Origin of the sequence: Enterococcus sp. AZ040, assembly GCF_050499185.1 — a bacterium.
Taxonomy (GTDB): domain Bacteria; phylum Bacillota; class Bacilli; order Lactobacillales; family Enterococcaceae; genus Enterococcus_D; species Enterococcus_D entomosocium.
In genome coordinates this window covers 2,956,823-2,976,202 of sequence record NZ_JBMHEW010000001.1, presented here as the reverse complement: position 1 = coordinate 2,976,202, position 19,380 = coordinate 2,956,823, and the positions used below count along the sequence as shown (strand labels likewise).

The 19,380-nt window shown below is 42.8% G+C and carries 13 protein-coding genes and 1 pseudogene; 10 read left to right on the top strand and 4 right to left on the bottom strand.

The genetic code is table 11. The features are described from left to right. The first annotated feature begins 11 nt into the window (after window positions 1–11). The 5 genes and pseudogenes from IGK63_RS13600 to IGK63_RS13580 all read left to right on the top strand — a co-directional run bounded on the left by IGK63_RS13600 (window position 12) and on the right by IGK63_RS13580 (window position 6,374). Complete coding sequence (locus IGK63_RS13600; protein ID WP_008379457.1) at window positions 12–548, top strand: flavodoxin domain-containing protein; 537 nt, start codon at window positions 12–14, stop codon at window positions 546–548. A gap of 530 nt (window positions 549–1,078) precedes the next feature. Next, window positions 1,079–2,005: an ROK family protein gene (locus IGK63_RS13595; RefSeq protein ID WP_016612910.1), complete on the top strand. Its 927-nt coding sequence runs from the start codon at window positions 1,079–1,081 to the stop codon at window positions 2,003–2,005. A 129-nt stretch (window positions 2,006–2,134) separates the two neighbouring features. Next, window positions 2,135–4,402, top strand: a pseudogene (locus IGK63_RS13590) (helix-turn-helix domain-containing protein). Window positions 4,403–4,421: 19 nt separating this feature from the next. Beyond that, complete coding sequence (locus IGK63_RS13585; protein WP_034872147.1) at window positions 4,422–5,723, top strand: family 20 glycosylhydrolase; 1,302 nt, start codon at window positions 4,422–4,424, stop codon at window positions 5,721–5,723. A gap of 150 nt (window positions 5,724–5,873) precedes the next feature. Continuing rightward, the gene (locus IGK63_RS13580; protein ID WP_005233764.1) at window positions 5,874–6,374 is read left to right on the top strand and encodes a GNAT family N-acetyltransferase; all 501 of its coding nucleotides are present in this window, start codon (window positions 5,874–5,876) and stop codon (window positions 6,372–6,374) included. Between the two features lie 238 nt (window positions 6,375–6,612). Here IGK63_RS13580 and IGK63_RS13575 read toward each other — a convergent pair whose 3' ends face one another. Genes IGK63_RS13575 through IGK63_RS13560 form a run of 4 tightly spaced genes read right to left on the bottom strand, consistent with a single transcriptional unit; the run spans window position 6,613 to window position 10,975 of the window. Continuing rightward, on the bottom strand, window positions 6,613–7,917 hold the full coding sequence (locus IGK63_RS13575; protein ID WP_016612908.1) for an alpha-L-fucosidase: 1,305 nt from the start codon (window positions 7,915–7,917) through the stop codon (window positions 6,613–6,615). Between the two features lie 25 nt (window positions 7,918–7,942). After that, window positions 7,943–8,440 (bottom strand): hypothetical protein, encoded by a 498-nt coding sequence (locus IGK63_RS13570; RefSeq protein ID WP_016612906.1) that lies wholly within the window; start codon window positions 8,438–8,440, stop codon window positions 7,943–7,945. Window positions 8,441–8,458: 18 nt separating this feature from the next. Continuing rightward, window positions 8,459–10,330, bottom strand: a complete 1,872-nt coding sequence (locus IGK63_RS13565) for a beta-N-acetylhexosaminidase (RefSeq protein ID WP_429972524.1) — start codon at window positions 10,328–10,330, stop codon at window positions 8,459–8,461. A gap of 15 nt (window positions 10,331–10,345) precedes the next feature. After that, window positions 10,346–10,975 carry a DUF624 domain-containing protein gene (locus IGK63_RS13560; RefSeq protein WP_429972523.1) on the bottom strand — a complete coding sequence of 210 codons (630 nt, stop codon included), beginning with the start codon at window positions 10,973–10,975 and terminating at the stop codon, window positions 10,346–10,348. A 296-nt stretch (window positions 10,976–11,271) separates the two neighbouring features. Here IGK63_RS13560 and IGK63_RS13555 point away from each other — a divergent pair, with 296 nt between their 5' ends. The 5 genes from IGK63_RS13555 (at window position 11,272) to IGK63_RS13535 (ending at window position 19,375) form a co-directional block, all read left to right on the top strand. Continuing rightward, window positions 11,272–12,630 (top strand): alpha-L-fucosidase, encoded by a 1,359-nt coding sequence (locus tag IGK63_RS13555; protein ID WP_016612903.1) that lies wholly within the window; start codon window positions 11,272–11,274, stop codon window positions 12,628–12,630. Window positions 12,631–12,685: 55 nt separating this feature from the next. Then, window positions 12,686–13,639: an ABC transporter permease gene (locus IGK63_RS13550; protein ID WP_008379472.1), complete on the top strand. Its 954-nt coding sequence runs from the start codon at window positions 12,686–12,688 to the stop codon at window positions 13,637–13,639. A gap of 15 nt (window positions 13,640–13,654) precedes the next feature. Next, window positions 13,655–14,569 carry a carbohydrate ABC transporter permease gene (locus IGK63_RS13545; RefSeq protein WP_008379474.1) on the top strand — a complete coding sequence of 305 codons (915 nt, stop codon included), beginning with the start codon at window positions 13,655–13,657 and terminating at the stop codon, window positions 14,567–14,569. A 21-nt stretch (window positions 14,570–14,590) separates the two neighbouring features. Then, the gene (locus IGK63_RS13540) at window positions 14,591–16,243 is read left to right on the top strand and encodes an extracellular solute-binding protein (protein ID WP_016612901.1); all 1,653 of its coding nucleotides are present in this window, start codon (window positions 14,591–14,593) and stop codon (window positions 16,241–16,243) included. 84 nt (window positions 16,244–16,327) lie between these two features. Further along, window positions 16,328–19,375, top strand: a complete 3,048-nt coding sequence (locus IGK63_RS13535; protein WP_016612900.1) for an alpha-mannosidase — start codon at window positions 16,328–16,330, stop codon at window positions 19,373–19,375. Window positions 19,376–19,380 lie beyond the last annotated feature (5 nt).

The window sequence follows — 19,380 nt, the reverse complement described above, 5'->3', positions numbered from 1 at the left end:
AGGAATTCCTCATGAAAAATGGCATTATTGTTTATCAATCGAAATACGGCGCTGTCAAAAAGTATGTCCACTGGCTTCAAGAAGCAACAGGTTTTCCCTGCCTAGAAACCCCAAAAGCCAAAATAGCTGAAGTAATGGATTATGACACAATTATCTTCTGTGGGGGAATCTATGCTTCGGGTATTGCTGGACTGTCCTTTTTAAAAAAGAATAGCAATCAGCTAAAAGGCAAAGAGATACTCATCTTTTGTGCGGGAGCTTCTGTTCCTGAAAAAGTGGTAGTGAAAAAACTCAGAGAACAGAATCTCACGGGTCCGCTAAAGGACATCCCCTTTTTTTACGGAAGAGGACAATGGCAGGAAAGCAAAATGAACTTTTTCGATCGAACCTTAGTGAAAATGTTAAGAAAAGCGGCCGCTAAAAAAGAGCCACACACCTATGACCCACAGACGAAGGTACTCATGGAAGCCAATGGACAAGATTGCGATTGGACGGATAAAAAATACTTGGTTCCGTTGGTGGATTATTTGGAGCAGGAATTGTATTGAACGAGCACAAGCGCTTTATTGAGGTTTTATGAATCAAATGAGCAATAAGTGACCAGAGTGTAAGAACAGAACAAAATTAGTTTACTGCGAATAGATTTTTTGTTGTGACACCAAGAGTCTGCAACTAAGTTCTTAAAATTGTTTGATCTATTCCTAAAATTCAATGAGTAAGTAGAATGCCGATCACGCATGAGAGGATGTCTTATGCGTGACGGTTTTTTTGTTTATAGCTTATCTTAATAGAAAAAACGGGAGTAGCTGATTCCTTTGTTTATAAAATTCTCAGACATTGTATCTAATAGTTCTATTTTTTAGCTTTGCATGATGAACACTTTTGTGAAGCTGAACGTTAAACCAGGTCTTTCAAGTTCTAAAAAAATAAGCAGAGAAGCTATCTCTGTATGTACAATGTATATTCTTTCTAAATGCAAGATATCTTTCGTTGCGGGCTTTTTTATGGCTTGGACGGATTTGACATATTGTTGCAAGAAATACATATGGTCGCTGAAAACATTGGTTGCGTATACTGAATGCAAGACAAAAGAAAACCTTGTGAGGTCAAGAAAATGTGGATTTTAGCAATTGATATTGGCGGTACTGCTATTAAATGTGGGTTAGTGAATAGTCAAGGGGAACGCAGACAATTGACTCAATTTCCTATGAACAAGGAATATTCCACAGTCACGCAACGTATATGTCGACAGATCGATGCATTCTATGCAGCAGCATTTGATGGCATCGCTATTAGCTCAACGGGAGTGGTTGATCCACAAAGCCAAGAAATCGGGATGACATCACCTTTATATGAAGGATTTGGTAAAAGACTGGTTAAGCATTTGCGCAGTACATACCAATGTCCAGTTGCTGCCGAAAATGATGGCAACTGTGCGCTATTGGCAGAAAAATGGTTGGGTCACGCTCAAAATTGTGCGTCCTTTGCGACAATTGTCCTAGGTACATCCGTTGGCGGTGGCTTGATGATCGATCATCAATTGATTCGCGGCAAACACTTACTAGCAGGAGAGTTTGGTTATCTGCTTTTTCCGACCGAAAGGAAGGATTGGGAACTTTGGAGCATCGCAGGGTCAACCAGAACATTAGTAGAGAAAACAGCAAAACGTATCGGAGACCCAACAATCAATGGCCAGCGTATTGATACACTGGTTCAAGAGCAAGATCCGCGATGTCTGCCAGTAGTAGCTGATTTTGTCGATAAACTGGCGGCGGCTTGCTATAGCCTGCAATATATGATTGATCCGGAAATCATCTTGATTGGCGGTGGAATCAGTGCGAGCCGTTTCTTGATCCCACATGTAAACGCACGATTAGCTATGATTGCTGAGCAGATTCCTAGTACTGTTATCGTGCCAAACATTTGTGCCTGTCGTTTCGGCAATGAATCTAATTTATTGGGCGCTTGTTATAACTGGTTAAGAAAATACAAGCCTGATAGCTGACTTGTAAAAAAGCATTGTTTTTTATTAAAATAAAGCGTATTTTATTAGAGTATCATACATTCTTTTCTCCTAAATAAGTATCGATAAATGAAAGCGTTTTTGAGCTTTCGAAATAACAGAGAATAGGTGATGCAAATGGGAAAGTACACGGAACTGAATCGTCAAAAACTATTTAGGGGAATCATTCGTGCCATCAGCTCTTATTTAATCGTGTTTTTAGTGCCTTTTTTAGCCGTGTCATGGATTTGGTATGATACATCTGTCAAAAGTATCAATGAACAAGTGATGCTGACCGCTAGAAATCAATTGATTCAGTTGAAATATTCTTTAGAAAATACGTTTATTCAATTGAATTATCTGACGCAAAAAATGACCAATGATCATGTTGTCTCATTGAAATATTTGCAGCATCCTTACTTGACCAAAGAAGCAAGAGAGGCCATGCAAACGTACAAAATCACCAACGACTTAGTCGAAGAAGTCTATTTATATTATAAAGAGTCCCCAGCAACCTTGTATTCAACCGTAGGATCATTCTCTTTTGACACATTTTTGAAAAAAGTACTGCCGAAAAATGAAATGGGCCAGGAACAGTTAGCCGCACAATTGGATTCCTCAGCGCCTACATTGTTGACATTAGAAGGCGCCGGTGAGGAGCAGCGATATTCCCGTTTCTTTTATATCGTTCCCATTCAAAGTGAAGAGATGACTGTCTATGGCTCAGCGATCTATGAAATCAAAGAGAACAATTTGAAGAGAATTCTTGATCTCAGCAATAACGATGGGATCAGTAACACCTATATTATCAATGATGAGTACCAGTTATTAGCCAGTACCACCAATGATGAGTTAGCGCGCTTTTTAAATCATCCCGAACGCATGAAAAAAGGCATTCAAACAGGACGAATGCGGTTTGAACAATCAACGTATTTTGTTCAAGCGATTGCCAATAATGAATTGAATATTTCAGTGGTAGCCGTTGCTAATCCGAATCAAGCGCTGGCATCGGTCAACCGTGTACAAGAGCAGTTCGTCTTAGTATTTATCGCCATATTATTTACGGGTATCACTGCAGTCGTGATGCTTGGGTTACGTAGTTATCGCCCAATTCGCAAAATCGAAAATCTGGTTCAGGAGTTTCATCGGGACCCCAAAATGACCCTTCATTCGATGGATGATGTCCATAATACCTTGGCGGCATTTTTGGTTGAGCACCAAGAACTACATCAGGAAGTCCGCCTGCAAACACCTCATGCCAGAGAGCAAGTGCTGCGCAAATTAATGAGCGGACGTTTTCGGTCCGAGCAAGAACTGGCTTTGCTTTTAGAAGCGGTTCATGTCTGCTTTCCTAAGTCAAATTACTTTGTGATCGCCATCGATACGAAAACTGTGGATTCCAAAGCCAAGCAAGGAGATAAAAAATTTCTGATCGATTATATCGAGGAAATCAAAGAGGCGGATTATACGGCATATGCGACGGAAATTTTATCCAAAGAAATGTTAGCCTTGACCGTAGGGTTTGTTGATGGCAAAGAACAACAAGAAATTGTGGATGCCATTGCGGAAAAAATTACCCATGCGATCTCCCTAACACCCACAATGGGTGTCGGTATGACGGTCGATCAACTAACCGCCATCAATGAATCCTATATCGAAGGGTTGGCAGCACTGGAAAATCAAGGGAGTCAAGGCAAGCAAATCAGCTAGTATGCGGAGCTTTCCAAAGAGACCAATCATTTGCCAATCAATTATCCAGACAATCAAAAATTAAAATTGATCCAAGCCTTGAATCAAGGAAATATTGAGATTGCCAGTGAAACGATCCAGCGGTTGATCGAAGAAGGCGAGAGTAAACAGACTTCGCCTCGTGTCCAAAAAATGTATGGCTACTACTTGTTGAATACGATCGCGCAAGTCGGCGGTGAATTGGTGGGGGCAGAGGTACTGCATACCGCTTCTGAAAGTGCTGATTTCAACAGCTTGAATCAATTGCAGTCTGCCTTGTTAACGATTGCCCAGCAGATTTGCACGAAGGTGCAGAAACAGCCGCTGGATGACGAGTCGGAAATGAATGAGAAAATCTTCAGTTTTATCCAAGAAAATTGCCATTCCTCACAGCTCTCCTTGGAATCGGTGGCAGAGGAGGTTGGTGTTTCTGTCTCTTATGTCAGCCGTTTTGTAAAAAAAGAAAGCGGCAAAACCTTCTCCAAATATATTCAAGAACTAAGACTGAAAAAAATCAAAGAGGAACTGATTGAAACAGATTTGCCAATCAAAGAAATTATTCGCAACAATGGGTATTATGATGTTTCCAATTATACGAGAAAGTTCCGAAAAATAGTGGGTGTGACACCAGGGCAATACCGTGAAATGAACCAAAAAATGAGAAATTATTGAAAGTATGGGGGAAAATGAGATGAACAAACAAGTTGATTTGACAAAAGTTCAGCAACGAGCAGCCGTCTTTTTTGAGGAAATAGGTTGGCAGTCGGCGAAAGATCCGTTACCGAAAATAGTGATCGATCCGCAGCTGGATGCTGATTTTCGATTTGAAAACCAAACAATCAGTGTGTCCTCGCCAGAACATGCCTTTTACGCGTTAACCAAATATGGCCGAGATCAGGCGACGGGTCAATTAGCACAGAAAAGCTATCTAGCAGCGCTTAAAGAACGCTGTCTGATGATCGATATCGGGCGCAAATTTTATTCGCTAGCTGATTTGAAAGCAATCGTCCGCAGCATGGCTTGCTTCCAATTCACGCATCTGCAACTTCATTTTTCGGAAAACGAAGGCTTTCGGATTGAATCCCAGCAATTTCCAGAAATTGTTTCGGAAGAATGTTTGACCAAGCAAGAAATTCGTGAATTGATTGCGTATGCTCAAAACCATGAAATTGCCATTATCCCTGATTTTGATTCTCCTGGTCATTTGCGTCAAGTCCTAGCACAAAAACCTCAATGGCAATTGCCGACAGCAGATGGCACTCGTGATGATCGAGCACTGAACATTTTGGATTCAGAAGCGGTAGCCTTTATTCAGGAAGTTTATCGAGAATATGCGCAACTGTTTGAAGACAGCACCTATTTTCACATCGGGGCCGATGAGTTTATTGATTTTGACCAGTTAGAAAACTTTCCACAAATGATCGAAGCTGCCCGCGAGCGTTATGGGGAAAAAGCCAGCGGAATCGAAGTCTTTATTGATTATGTCAATGAGCTGGCGGCCTTTGTTGAAAGTCTCGGCTTTGTTGTGCGGGTCTGGAATGATGGTTTTTACCGCTTGAATCGCCAAGAGCAGACAACGTTGACGGAGAATTGTCAAATCTCCTATTGGACCCGTTGGAACCAGAATATGGCACCGGCGGATGTCTTTTTTGAAAAGGGCTATACCATGATCAATCACAATGATAATTTTTTCTATTATGTCTTAGGAGAAGCGGCAGGGTATACCTACCCAACTTACGAAAAAATCAGCAATGAATTCCAGTTGACGACGTTTGCCAATGGACAACAAGTTGCACAGGAACAGCTTGCCCAAACACAGGCGATCGCTTTATCCGTCTGGGCGGATGTACCTGAGGCTCAGACTAGTCGTGAAGTGATCCAAGCGATTTTTTGGCTCCAAACGGCCATTAGCCAAAAAGTTTATAATGAGCCAAATCGACCAAAAGAGACATTTCGAAAGCTTTATGATGGGTGGGAAGCGACATTTAGCTGATTGTTAGAGGAATTGGGTGAAAGGGCACATCGCTGACAATCCCTGTTGTTTTCTTTATGATGAATAAGTTTAGCGACAAGTGAAACAAAAGCCAATAGTATTTTGATAAAATGAACGTAACTCCGAGTGAGGGGAGAAATGGAGCAATAAGTGATCATAGACATTCAACCGTTGAAGAAAAAAGATATCCTTGAAATGGATCAAATGTTTTTAAAGCAAGGGTGGCCTTCTCGCCAGCAGCTCTTGATGGAGTATTTAAACGAGCAAGAAGCGGGGGAGAGATACATTTTGCTTGCCAAAATAAACAACAAAACTGCCGGGTATTTGACATTGGTCCCTCTAGCAAAGCACGGACCATTTAAAGGCTTGTACCCAGAAATTGTGGATTTTAATGTTTTTGAATCTTATCAAAAACAAGGGGTAGGCAGTCAGCTTTTAAAAGCAGCCGAAGAAAAGGCACGAGAAATAGCTGCCGTGGTGACATTAGGGGTAGGTTTACACAATGGTTATGGATCGGCCCAGAGACTGTATGTAAAACAAGGCTATATTCCAGATGGATCTGGTGTTTGGTTCAATAATCAAAATTGTGCGATGAATGTGCCTTGTTGTAACAATGACGATCTTGTTCTTTATTTGTCTAAGGAACTTTGACCCTCCCGTGGTAAGTACCTTTAAAAAAGGATTAATCCCGCAGCTTGTTTGCATGTTCTCATCACCTGTTCAACAAGCTAGCTCGCTACTTTCGTATAAGCGAATTTGGGGAGTTTTTGAAAAAATAGCCATAAAAAATGACTAGAAACGATCAGTTTCTAGTCATTTTTTTGTAAAGAAAGTAAGGACAATGTTTTTGTATCAATAAAATATTCATTTAGGACAGTGCAATAGGCGCTTATATTTCTTTTAAAGTGATTTCGACCACTGGTACCAACACATCTGGGGGGCAGACGGGTAAGCTGAGAACAAGGTCCTCTTTGTTGATGATGGCTTCCGTTGACGTGAGAACTTCCTCGGGATCAAATCCTCGATAAAACAACTCGGAGCCATCATGTAAGAAACGGATATGCTTCACGCATCCTGCAAGTCCCGGAAGATGCAAGGATTTGTAGGGGTAGGAGAAGAGGTGCAAGTAAAGTTTATTCCCGTTTTGGGTGTAACGACTGTCAATAGGCGGTTGAAAAGTGCTGGCACCACAGCCGATAATCGCTTGCTGATGATAATGCATCCATGAACCGATGGCTTCTAAATGGCCGCGAGTTGGTAAGTTGATTTCTCCACGAGCATTCGGACCGATATTTAAGAGAAAGTTCCCATCTTTTGCTACTGTGTCAATCAGCATTTTGGTCATCATTTCACTGGATTTCCAGTGCTGAGCATCACGATCATAGCCCCACGTTTCGTACATCGTTTGGCACGCTTCCCATATTAAAGGCAATCCATTCGCTTCTAATGGTTTGTCTGGTTGGAATTGCTCAGGGGTGGTAATCCCTCGGCCCAAATCCAAACGGTCATTCAGTAACATCTCCGGCTGTAGACTTCGGCAAATTTCTTCGATCCGCTTACTATCCCAATCGGCGGCACCCTTGCCTTTTGACCAGCCCCAATCTCGATGGCTATAAGGAAAATCAAACCACATATAATCGATGGTTCCATAATTGGTCAATAGTTCGGTGACTTGACCAGCCAAAAAATCTTGATAACGGCGCATGTCCCGCTGGTCATTGGCTTGACGGGCTTGAATAGTCTCTCGTTGCGGATGCAGGCCGTCGAGCGTGAAATCTGGATGATACCAATCGATCAGCGAATGATACAGTCCGACCTTAATGCCGACCTTGCGAAATGCCGGCAGCAGTTCTGCTAAGAGGTCTCGCTTGAATGGGGTGTTGGTTACTTTGTAGTCGCTGAGAGCGGTGTCCCAAAGGGCAAAACCTTCATGATGTTTCGTCGTGAAGACCATGTATTGAAAACCAGCCTTCTTTGCGGTTTGAGCCCATTCCTCCGCGTTGAAAAGATCAGGATCAAACTGAGAAAAATAGTTCTCGCGATAGGTGGTGGGTTCAATTTTTTCTGTCGTCATAAACCATTCGTGTCGAGCGCCAATACTGAATAGGCCGAAATGGATGAATAAGCCAAACCGATCATGGAGGAACCAGTTTGGATCAGGGTAGTTGGCAGGCCAATTCTTATACGTTCTCATTAAAAATCACTCCTTTTTCACTCACTTAAAGAAATTCTGTATTCGTCATGACTGTTTCTTGAATTTTCCAGCCATCTGCTTCCTTAACGAAAGTATGGTAAGCCTCTGTGATGTGATCACGGTAGGAAGAATCTTTTGGGCTGATCGTTTTCTGCTGCGCCGCGACCAGCATGGATCCTGTCTCTTGTTTAACGACTTCAAAAGAAAGCAGCGTGTGCTGCAGCTGTTCTTCTGCAAAAAAATCAGCCAATTCTTGGCTCGTCTCTGCTCGCGCCGCTGCCACGAGCGTGGCGGCATAAGCTGTCGCATCTTGGTCAGAGGCTGCTTGTAAATTTTCTTTCAGCACTGCCAAACAAGCCTCCGCCGCTGCTTGATTTGTAATATTACCTGTCATCTCCAGTTTTTCTGAAGGTTGGGCATGAACTGGAGCAGAAGAATCGGTTGTTAGAAAATAGAGAAAGAATAGGCTAACAACAGCCAGCAAACTCACGATGATGGTTCGGCGCAGCAAGGATGTTTTCATAATTTCTCACTCCTTCTTTTAAACATCAGAAATTTTCCCCGCACTATAGATTCCATGAAATAAATTGCGACCCACAGAAGTGTTGCTGCTGAAAGGGGTCACCATTGGTAAGGACGGTTGAGTCAATTCTTCCAAAGTATCGAGCTCCCCGTCCAAGAAGGCAGTAAGCCGCCAGAGTGTCGTGTCACAGCGCATCAGCAGGGCCCCATAGCGCAGATCGATAATCTCAAAACCGAAAGGTCGATTCCAGTCGAACCAGACTTGACGATGGGCTTCATAAAGGGATTGCAAGGCGGATTTATAGACACTGAGCTCATCGACTGCTTGGCGCAATTCCGTGAAGTCCTTGCTTTTATAGGCACTGGTGATTTGGTCGGTAATACAGGCTTTTTGTGCCAAAACATCAGCCAGCTGCTGATAAAAAGCAAACATCGTTTGTGTGTCCCGTGTTGATTTCACAGCGGGCAACTCTTGAGCCAATGCTTGATAGTGGGATGCTAAAGAAAGATCGGTTAAGTTTTCTTGATACAAGCCATACAGCAAGTCTTGGTAGAGCAGTAGCTTGCTGGGGTTTTCTCCGTGAGGATTGTTTTCTGGTACACCTGCAGTTTGATCAAAACGATCAAGCAGCAAGAAATCGCTACTAACTGACTGGTGAAAGAGCTGAAATTTTTTAGTTAATTTCTCTAACGAAAGGTCGTTTCCAAACTGCGCTTCACTGAAATATTGCAAACCTAGTAGCGCAGCAATCAATGGTGTTTCGGCTCCGTCGTCGCCCCAAAGTGTGGCATAAACTTCCTGAACATCGTTTTCTTTGGCGGCTTGCAAGGCATGACGCATGGTGGCAAAACTTTTGCCATAGTTCGGCGCCAAACCGTTCCAAGTCCAGATACCTCCAGCAAAGACGATCGGCTGTTTTAATTCCCGATGTTTCGCAAACATTCGCTGATAAGAGGCATGATCATGGTGGTAATAATCCCAGTAAACCATTTTGACAGCAGGAAGGTCAGCAAACAATTCTGTTGGAAAACACACGTCTGGATCGTAATAATCACCAGTAGGTGCACCGATCCTAAAAAACATATCGCTCCACATCATCGGCTTAAAACCCACTTTTTGACAAAGCGCAGCTACCCGCTGCAGATGTTCGGCCATAATCGAGAAACGGTCTTTTAAACCGTGCAATACCAAATATCTTCCTTTCCCCAATTGGTGTGCTTCATCCATGCCAATGTGTAGCTGATCCGTCGTAAAACACGAACGGATCGAACGGATCGCTGCTTCCAAAAAGGTATATGTTTCTTCTTCTCCCACCAGTAAAATATCTTCCGTGTCCCGAATGTTTTTAGTAAATCCCCATTTTAAGGGATTCGTTAAGTGTGCCAATGTTTGAATCGCCGGAATCAAAGTTACACCTATAGATTGCGCGTAGCTATCAAGCTTCTTTAACTCACCTTGTGTATAACGGCCTCGTAAATGACCAAAATAAGGATACTCTGGAATTTCATAAGTGTCTTCCATATAAAGCATGAGGCGATTAAGCCCCATCTTGCTTGTCAATAGAATAAAGCGTTGCAGTTTTTCAACGGTCATTACTGCATTGCGGGACAGATCGATCATTGGTCCAATTGCTTCAAAATGCGGCTGTTCTTCTAAGACATAGACTGGGCGGTCTTCATGCACCCATAAAGTTAATGCCCGAAATAAATGGGCCTTTTCTTGATAGTAAATGATTGTTGCTAGCGGACCATGGCAAATTTTCAGAGAACCGGGCCGTTGAATCAGCTGTAATGGATGCCCTTGCGGTGATTCTCGCAACGCTAGTTCCGGTAGTATGTTACTAAAAAAATCATCAAGATTTTCATTACTTTGGATAAAAATGTCTTTCATTACGAACGTCCCTTCTTAAGTTTCTTTTATCAGCAATGATTCTGAACGTTGGATCGCTTGAAAAGAGAACCAATTATTTGGAAAAAGGAACAAAGGAACAAAGCCGATGACTAATAAAATCGGTAAAAAAGTCAAAATGATTGTAGTTACTAAGATTCCCAAAATCATCGCAATCGTTTGGGGAATACTGATAACCATCAGTATTACTGCTTGCTTAAAATAGTGAAGAAGGGGCAAGTCATAACGCAAATACACTGGCAGCAGATACAAGCTGATCAAAAGGGCACTGATAAACAACAGCAGCAAAAAAAAGTGAATCAAGCTATTTTGGATAAAGGTACTAGAGATGCGCAATTCTAGCCATAAGAAAAGCAGCAAACCCGCTTGCATGGCTCCTAATTGATTGGCGCGACGGAAATTTTTTTTCACGACAGTTCTGAACCAAGGCTTCAAAGCCGCTGGTCGTCCCTTTTTTTGGAAACTGTTGAAAAAAGCTTGGATAATCGTAGCGGTGGCAGGGAAAATGCCTAAAAATATCCCATATCGAAATACCCAGTAAAACCAAAGAAACTGCAATTTTAGGCAATGGAGGAGCCATTCACCGACTTGATAGGAAACATGATAAAGACCATTGGATTGTTTCATAAAATCCTCACTTTCTTACGGATAACCATTTTGTATCCGCTTTAATTGTTGTCCTTATCGTACCATTGATCCATGGATAATGGGCATGGATGAAAAAATCACACATCCCATACAGGAAAAACACAGCAAATATATTTGATCCGCTTTATTTCTCCTAACGCTTTTATGGAAGGAAGCTTTTTTCGTTACAAATTTTACAAACGCTCTTGCTTGGTTTAACACAGTAAAAAAAGTTACATATTGTTAGATGGACTTTTTTTCGTTTACATTTAGAACAAAGAAAGGAGTGCAAATGTATGATAAAAATTCGCGGCGATATTGAAGAAGCCAAGGAGAGAGAGCAAGCAGCGTGGGTCCCGGAAACAGAAATGCTCAAGCAGCGTCTGGAATGGTTTCAAGACTTGAAATTCGGAGTAATCTTCCATTATGGGCTGTATGCTGAAGCGGGGATCGTTGAATCATGGCAATTATCTGAAAAAGATGAATGGGCTAGAGAAAACCAGCCCTATCGAGAAACTATCGAAGCACTGCGTTTGGATTATTGGCAGTTGATTAATCGATTTGAGCCGAAGAAGCTGGATACCCGTAAATGGGCCAAGATCTGTAAGAAGGCGGGATTTAAGTACTGTTTATTCACAACAAAGCATCATGATGGGTTTTCGATGTTTAACACAATGGAGTCAGAGTTTAAAATCGGCGGGAAATTAAGTCCCTTTAAACGCGATATTTTACAAGAAGTGTTTACGGCGTTTCAAGAAGCAGGGATTGCAACAGGAGCCTACTATTCTAAAGCTGACTGGTATTCTCCTTTTTACTGGTTGGATGATGATACCGTCAAAGGCCGTCATGCCAGCTATGACACCCACCTTCACCCAGAAATCTGGGCGCGCTATGTGTCATTTGTGCATCGTCAGATTGTAGAGATTACTTCCAATTACGGAAAAGTCGATTTTCTTTGGCTAGATGCCGGTTGGTGCGGGCAAGGAAAAGAAGACCTACAAATGGATCGTTTAGCTGAGATTGCACGTGAGAAACAGCCGGAATTGATCATCGTTGATCGAATGATGGGTGGCCGTCATGAAAACTATGTGACACCAGAACGCAAAATTCCTGCATTAGCAGAAATTCCTAAAAAAGTTTGGGAAAGCAATATCCCGATTGGGAATGATTGGGGATATGTGCCGAATGATACCTTCAAGAGCAGCCAAGAACTGCTGGAAACCTTGATTGAGGTAGTCAGCAAAGGGGGAAATTTGATTTTAGGTGTCGGCCCAACACCTGATGGCGAATTTACATTCGAAGAGACCCAACGCTTAGAAGAAATCGGCAATTGGTTGGCGCTATATGGTGAAGGCATCTATGAAACGCGGGCGAACCCAATAGCTTGGCCAAATGAATGGCATTTGACCTATCAAAAAGAGGGCAAGGCTCATTTTGCATTTCGCAGTATCGCTGCAGGCGCTTTCGAACAGATTCCTTTAACAGAGATTGGTGCAACTGAAGAAGACGAGCTAATTGATCTAGCCACTAAAAAAGCGTTACCAGTCTATAAAAACGCTACCGAACCGTACCTCTTATGGTCGGATATCAGTCAGCCGAACGTTGGGGCAGTTGGGATTCGCGTTTCGACACATAGGGAAAAAAATACACATTGATTTGAAAGCGAATACAATTCATGATAAGGCTAACACCAAGCAAGGAGGAGGAAGAATGGAAACAGCGCCAATCAGACAAACCGTTTCAGTACCTAAAACAAAGAAACAAGATATAAAAATGAAGATCAAGAAAAATCGGCAATTGTACTTGTTTGTGTTGCCAGCATTTTTGATTATTTTGATTTTCTCTTATGGACCGATGTATGGAATCATTATTGCATTCAAGGATTATATGCCTTCATTAGGGATTTTGGGCAGTCCTTGGGTTGGATTTAAACATTTTCAACGTTTCTTCGATTCCTATTATTTTTGGGAACTCATCAAAAATACTTTAGGAATCAGTATCTATTCGTTGGTTGTCGGTTTTCCGCTGCCGATCATCCTGGCATTGGCTTTGAATGAGATCAAAGACGGCCCGTTTAAAAAGATTACCCAAACAGTCACTTATGCCCCAAACTTTATTGCTGTGGTGGTCATGGTTGGTATGGTCATTGCTTTCTTATCTCCTTCAACAGGGATCATCAATCACCTATTAGAATTTTTGGGTTTCGAGCGGATCAGCTTTATGACTAATCCCCGTTGGTTTAAAACGATTTATGTCCTGTCCGGAGTTTGGCAAGGAACGGGATGGGGGTCTGTGATTTATCTGGCAGCTCTATCTGGAGTCGATACGCAACTGCACGAAGCGGCAACGATCGATGGCGCTTCTCGTCTGCAACGCGTTTGGTATATCAATATTCCAACGATCATGCCCACGATGGTGATCTTATTGATAATGAGCTTCGGCAGCTTGATGTCAGTTGGGTTTGAAAAAATCATCTTGATGCAGAATCCTTTGAACATGCAATCCTCGAATGTGATTGCGACCTTTGTTTACCAGCAAGGGCTGTTAGATGCGCAGTACAGTTTTGCTGCGGCAGTCGGCCTATTTAACTCATTGATCAATTCCGTATTGTTGATCGTAGTCAATCATATTGCCAAACGTTTAAGCAATTCTAGTCTATTGTAGGAGGGAGGACCAAAAGTGAAAACAACTTCTTTAATAAAAGATACCCGTGCTGATAAAATCTTTTTGATCTTTGTTTATGTGTTTTTAGCAATTTCATTGCTGATCGTTTTATATCCGCTGATCTATATCGTCAGTGCTTCGATCTCAAATCCGCATCTGGTAAACTCAGGTGAAATGTGGCTTTTACCAAAAGGAATCACCTTCGAAGGCTATCGAACATTATTGGGCAACAGCAGTATCTGGCGTGGCTATTTGAACACGATCTACTATACAGTGTTAGGAACATCGATCAATCTCTTGGTAACCTTGCCTTGTGCCTATGCGTTATCGCGAGAAGATTTTTATGGGCGACGAGCCTTCACCAATTTTATGCTGGTTACCATGTTCCTGTCTGGTGGCTTGATTCCCAGCTATTTGCTGATTCGCAGCTTAGGTATGCTGAATACCGTTTGGGCACTGGTGATTCCAGGGGCCGTCTCGGTTTACAATGTGGTTGTCACACGAACGTTTTTTCAATCCACAATTCCGCGAGAGATGGAAGAAGCAGCGATTGTGGATGGTTGTTCCGATTTTCGTCTATTCATGCAGATCGTTTTACCATTATCAACGCCGATCATTGCGGTAATGGCTTTGTTCTATGGCGTCGGACATTGGAACAGCTTCTTTAACGCATTGATCTATCTTTCTGATCGATCGATGTACCCGCTGCAGATGATTTTAAGAGAAATTTTGATTCTTCAAGATATGTCTTCAAATACCGTCAGCAATGTGACTTCAGAAATGGCGAATATGCTATACAGCAAACAGCAACTCGCTCAAGTCATCAAATACGGCGTCATGATCGTTTCTTCGTTACCGGTAATCATCGTCTATCCGTTCTTACAAAAGTATTTTGTCAAGGGCATGATGGTCGGTTCAATTAAAGGATAAAAAAATCAAAGGAGGAAGAAAATGGGATTAAAAAAGAAAATTTTAGGAATGGCGGGTGTCGCTTTATGCAGTACCCTCGTCTTGGGTGCCTGCGGCAATTCTTCAGATGAGGGAACTGGAGAAAAGAAAGAGGTTGCTATCAATCATGACAGCCAATTTCCAATCATCAAAGAAGGCGAAGAGCTGACCTTGAATATCATGGCACCAGGTGTGGGAATGGCCGAGTGGGAAGACATGCCGACGCTACAGGATTACCAAGAAAAAACCGGTATCAAACTGACTTATACGACACCGCCATCGGCTGACTTTAGTACGAAACTGAACTTAGCTTTTGCTTCCGGCGACTTGCCGGATATCGTTTACGGTGCTGGTTCGCAAGCACTGACGGCTTCGATGGAGATCGATTACGGTTCACAAGGGATTTTACTTCCCTTAGAGGAGTATATCACGCCAGAAATCATGCCAAATCTTTATGCACTGACGCAAGAAGATCCTTCTATTTTAAAATCGATCACCACGCCAGATGGGCACATTTACTCCTTACCAATGATCTCTCGGAATGCGACTTCAATCTGGTGGCAAGGCCCGATGTGGTACAACGGCACGTGGCTAGATAATTTAGGTGTATCAGAACTGCCGAAAACCACAGAGGAACTGCAAGAATTGTTGACGCGTTTCAAAGACGAAGATCCTAACGGAAATGGTCAAGCAGACGAGATTCCATTGACGGATGTCGATATGAACTCGACACGTGTTTGGTTGATGGCCGCCTTTGGCTTACGGACTCGCGGGATTCAAGTGGACGATGATGTGGTCTCCTACACACCGACATCAGAAAACTACAAAGCATTCTTGGAATACATGAATACACTTTACGATGAAGGCTTGCTGGATAAAGAAGTTTATGGACAGTCAGATGAGCAGAAAAAAGCGAAGGGTGAAAACAATCAACTAGGGCTTTTTGCCGACTATTTCAGCTTCTTTACTACTGGTCGCAGTGAGGCAGAGGCGATGAACGATCCGATGTTCCAACCGTTGACCTCTGAATGGGCACCAGAAGCCAAGATTCCTGGCAGTCCACGAATCTCTCGGGGAACTTTTGCATTGACCAATGTCAATCCTTCCCCAGAAGCTTCCATGCGTTGGGTGGATTACTTCTATTCGGAAGAAGGCACAAAATATATTGAACAAGGGCCAGAAGGTGTTCTTTGGGAGTACCAAGAAAATGCGGATGGCGAAAAAGTCCGGGTTTATGTGGATGGCATTGATACAGACAACACGGAAGACGAACGCGGCAAAATCACGCCGGCATATGGATTGACTACACCAAACATAGTCATTGATACAACAGGTGAATACCATATTCGCAAAACGGCTGATGAAGAACCAGATACTCGTTTTAGTGATTGGGTTGCACAAGAAACGGCAGAAAAGATGGAAGACATCGCTGAAGTACCATTCCCGCTACTGTATTTAACGATTGAAGAAAATGACAAAGTAGCAGCCACTGCCACTGATTTGACAACTTATGTAGAACAAATGGAAGCGAAGTTTATCACAGGTGTCGAGCCATTAGACAATTGGGACGATTATGTGAAAACGATCGAAGCAATGGGCATTGACGAATATGTCGAAGTCTATCAAACGGCCTATGACCGCTGGAAAGCAAACTAATATCATACGATAAGGGAAACGGGTCGAGACAATCAATCTCCACCCGTTTTTTTTCAAAAAATAGATAGAGGAGTCAAATGAAAAATGAGAGTTATGCAGCCTTACGAGTTTGAACGCATCCGAAAAATTTTCTACAAATTAAAACAGTACCGTGTACGCTATCAACAGCCAATAGACCCGCTTTTTTTAAAACAAGAGGATTGGGTACCGTATGAGCAAGGGAGTTATTTCGGAGAAAAAAACACCTATTATCAGCTGAAAGGCAGCTTTCAAGTTCCCAATGATTGGGTAGGGAATCCTTGTGTCTTACAAGTCTATTCAAGCCTCTCAGAGTGGGACAACACCACCAATCCCCAAATCAAAATTTATTTGGACGATACCTATGTCCAAGCTATCGATGTCAATCATCGAGAGGTCACTTTGGCTGAAGGATATCAACAAAAAGCAGTCAAACTGAAGATTGATCTGTTCTCGGGCCGTTCCGATAAACCATTCCCACTGCATATCAACTTATTGGCATTGGATCCTGTCGTCAATGAACTCTGGTTTGATTTTTATACGCTGTTTGATAGTTGGCGTGCCATTCGTGCGTTTGGCGGTGACGAAGCATTTTATCAACAAGTTCTTGGTCAAGTCGCCAATGTCTTGGATTTTCGTACGCCCTACTCAGCGGCATTCTATGAAAGTCTCGCAAAAGCCAAGCAACTGCTTGCGTCATGTTACTTACCAGCGCATACACCAAAACAAAAAGTGACGGCTGTCGGCCATACCCACATCGATCTGGCGTGGCTTTGGACGGCACAGCAAGCAATTGAAAAAGGTGAGCGCAGTTTCCAGACGGTCTTGAAATTGATGGAGGAGTATCCAGATTACACGTTTTTTCAAAGCCAACCACAACTGTATCTCTCCATGAAAACACATTATCCTGAACTTTACGCTGCAATCAAAGAAAAAGTTCGAGAAGGAAGATGGGAAGTTGACGGGGCGATGTGGGTGGAAGCCGATTGCAATTTGACTTCAGGGGAATCGCTGGTTCGTCAGATCCTTTATGGCAAACGGTTTATGAAAGAGGAATTTCAAGTCGATAGCCGCATCTTATGGCTACCGGATGTCTTTGGTTATTCAGCCGCCTTGCCGCAAATTTTACGCAAAACAAATACGCCCTACTTTATGACGACGAAGCTGTCATGGAACCAGTTCAATCAAATTCCTTATGATTCCTTCTATTGGCAAGGAATTGATGGCAGCCGCGTTTTGACGCATTTTATTACCACCATCAGTGAAGGATACAGTCCAAGAGATTATTATACGACGTATAATGGATTGCTAGATCCTTACACGATCAAAGGCAGTTTTGAACGTTATCAGCAAAAAGATCAGCACGACGAAATTTTGATTGCCTATGGGTACGGTGACGGTGGCGGAGGCCCGACGAAAGAGATGCTAGAAGTCCAGAAACGGCTGCAAAAAACATTGCCGGATATGCCGACGATTACTGGCAATCATGTGGGGGGCTTTTTTGATCGACTGGCAGATTCTTTTAAGGAAAAATCTGGGCCAGTCTGGTACGGCGAATTGTACTTTGAATACCATCGTGGAACACTGACTTCGATTGGCAAAAACAAGAAGGCCAATCGCCAAGGAGAATTTTTCTTACAGACGATTGAAAAACTTTATAGTATTTGTGCAATCAATCGTTATCCGCAAGCTGAATTAGAACAACTTTGGAAACAGCTGCTATTTAATCAATTCCATGACATTCTGCCGGGAAGCTCGATCAAAGAAGTTTATGATCAGACGGATCAAGAGTATCAACAGCTCTTTGATAAAGGCTGCAAGCTGATCGAAACTTTGATTCCAGCGGTGCAAGCAGCCGAAGCTACGTCATGGCATGTCTTTAATCCGCTGGGACAAGAGCGGACGGGTCTGGTCTATTTAGACGATCAGACAGGGATCAAAGAAGCTTACCTGACTCAGCGGACCTATGATGACCGGCTCTTAGTCAAAATTCCCGCCATGGCTGGATTGAGCTGCAAAACACTGACCCCTGTCTCAGCTGTGCCTCAATCAAAGCAAGTGGCAATGCGGCTGGAGGAATCGTTTGAAACGGTTGATTTTAAAGTGATTTTTGACAAACACTTTGACATCATCTCTTTATTTGACAAACGGCATCAACGAGAGATCGTACCAAAAGGCGAGCGGTTGAATCAGTTAGTAGCTTATGAAGATCTGCCGATGGATTATGATGCGTGGGACATTGATATTTATTACCAGAAGAAGCCTTATCCTGTGAAGCAAGTTCCCTCAGCTGAGGTCGTTGAGCAAGGTGAGATTCGTGATACCTTGAAAATCAAACGTCAGTTTGAAGATTCTTTTATTACCCAATGGCTACATTTTTATCATGGCACCGGAAGAATCGATTTTGAAACAGCGGTTGATTGGCAGCAGCATCAATTGCTGCTGAAGGCATTGCTGCCGATTGATGTCAACACATTGGAAGCGACATTTGATATTCAGTTTGGGCAGGTAAAACGACCTGTGCATCAAAACACGACATGGGACCAAGCACGTTTTGAGAGCTGTGGTCAAAAATGGGTTGATCTCTCAGAAGGAAATTATGGGGTTAGTATTTTGACAGATTCGAAATATGGGTTCAATACGGATTATCAAAAGATCGGGCTTTCTTTGATTAAATCGCCGATTGATCCGTATCCAGAAGCGGATCAAGGCTTTCATGAGTTTACCTACTCCTTGTACGCCCACGAAGGGACTTGGCAAGACGCGCAAACGATGGAAGAAGCTTTGGCATTGAATGTTCCCGTTCTAACCGTTCCAAGTGTGCCACAACTATCAGCAGAAGCTTTTCTAGCAGTCGATCAAAAGAATGTCTTGCTGGATACGGTGAAAAAAGCCGAAGATGAAGAGGCACTGATCGTGCGGTTGTATGAATATCACAATCAAACCACCGCCTGTCAATTGCGTTGCCAAAAAAGAATCAAAAAAGCGGTTTTAACGAATCTTTTGGAAGAAACCGTCGCTGAACTGCCGGTCGAGCCGCTGGATGCCCAAAGCATCACAATCCATTTCCAGCCTTTTGAGATCCAGACCATCATGCTTTATTTAGAAGACTAAATAGA

Bases quoted from the DNA above. Each gene is read 5' to 3' on its own strand.
- IGK63_RS13555 (WP_016612903.1), top strand. From the start codon at position 11,272: ATGATAAAAATTCGCGGCGATATTGAAGAAGCCAAGGAGAGAGAGCAA.
- IGK63_RS13550 (WP_008379472.1), top strand. From the start codon at position 12,686: ATGGAAACAGCGCCAATCAGACAAACCGTTTCAGTACCTAAAACAAAG.
- IGK63_RS13560 (WP_429972523.1), bottom strand. From the start codon at position 10,975: ATGAAACAATCCAATGGTCTTTATCATGTTTCCTATCAAGTCGGTGAA.
- IGK63_RS13540 (WP_016612901.1), top strand. From the start codon at position 14,591: ATGGGATTAAAAAAGAAAATTTTAGGAATGGCGGGTGTCGCTTTATGC.
- IGK63_RS13600 (WP_008379457.1), top strand. From the start codon at position 12: ATGAAAAATGGCATTATTGTTTATCAATCGAAATACGGCGCTGTCAAA.
- IGK63_RS13535 (WP_016612900.1), top strand. From the start codon at position 16,328: ATGAGAGTTATGCAGCCTTACGAGTTTGAACGCATCCGAAAAATTTTC.
- IGK63_RS13595 (WP_016612910.1), top strand. From the start codon at position 1,079: ATGCAAGACAAAAGAAAACCTTGTGAGGTCAAGAAAATGTGGATTTTA.
- IGK63_RS13585 (WP_034872147.1), top strand. From the start codon at position 4,422: ATGAACAAACAAGTTGATTTGACAAAAGTTCAGCAACGAGCAGCCGTC.
- IGK63_RS13570 (WP_016612906.1), bottom strand. From the start codon at position 8,440: ATGAAAACATCCTTGCTGCGCCGAACCATCATCGTGAGTTTGCTGGCT.
- IGK63_RS13575 (WP_016612908.1), bottom strand. From the start codon at position 7,917: ATGAGAACGTATAAGAATTGGCCTGCCAACTACCCTGATCCAAACTGG.
- IGK63_RS13565 (WP_429972524.1), bottom strand. From the start codon at position 10,330: ATGAAAGACATTTTTATCCAAAGTAATGAAAATCTTGATGATTTTTTT.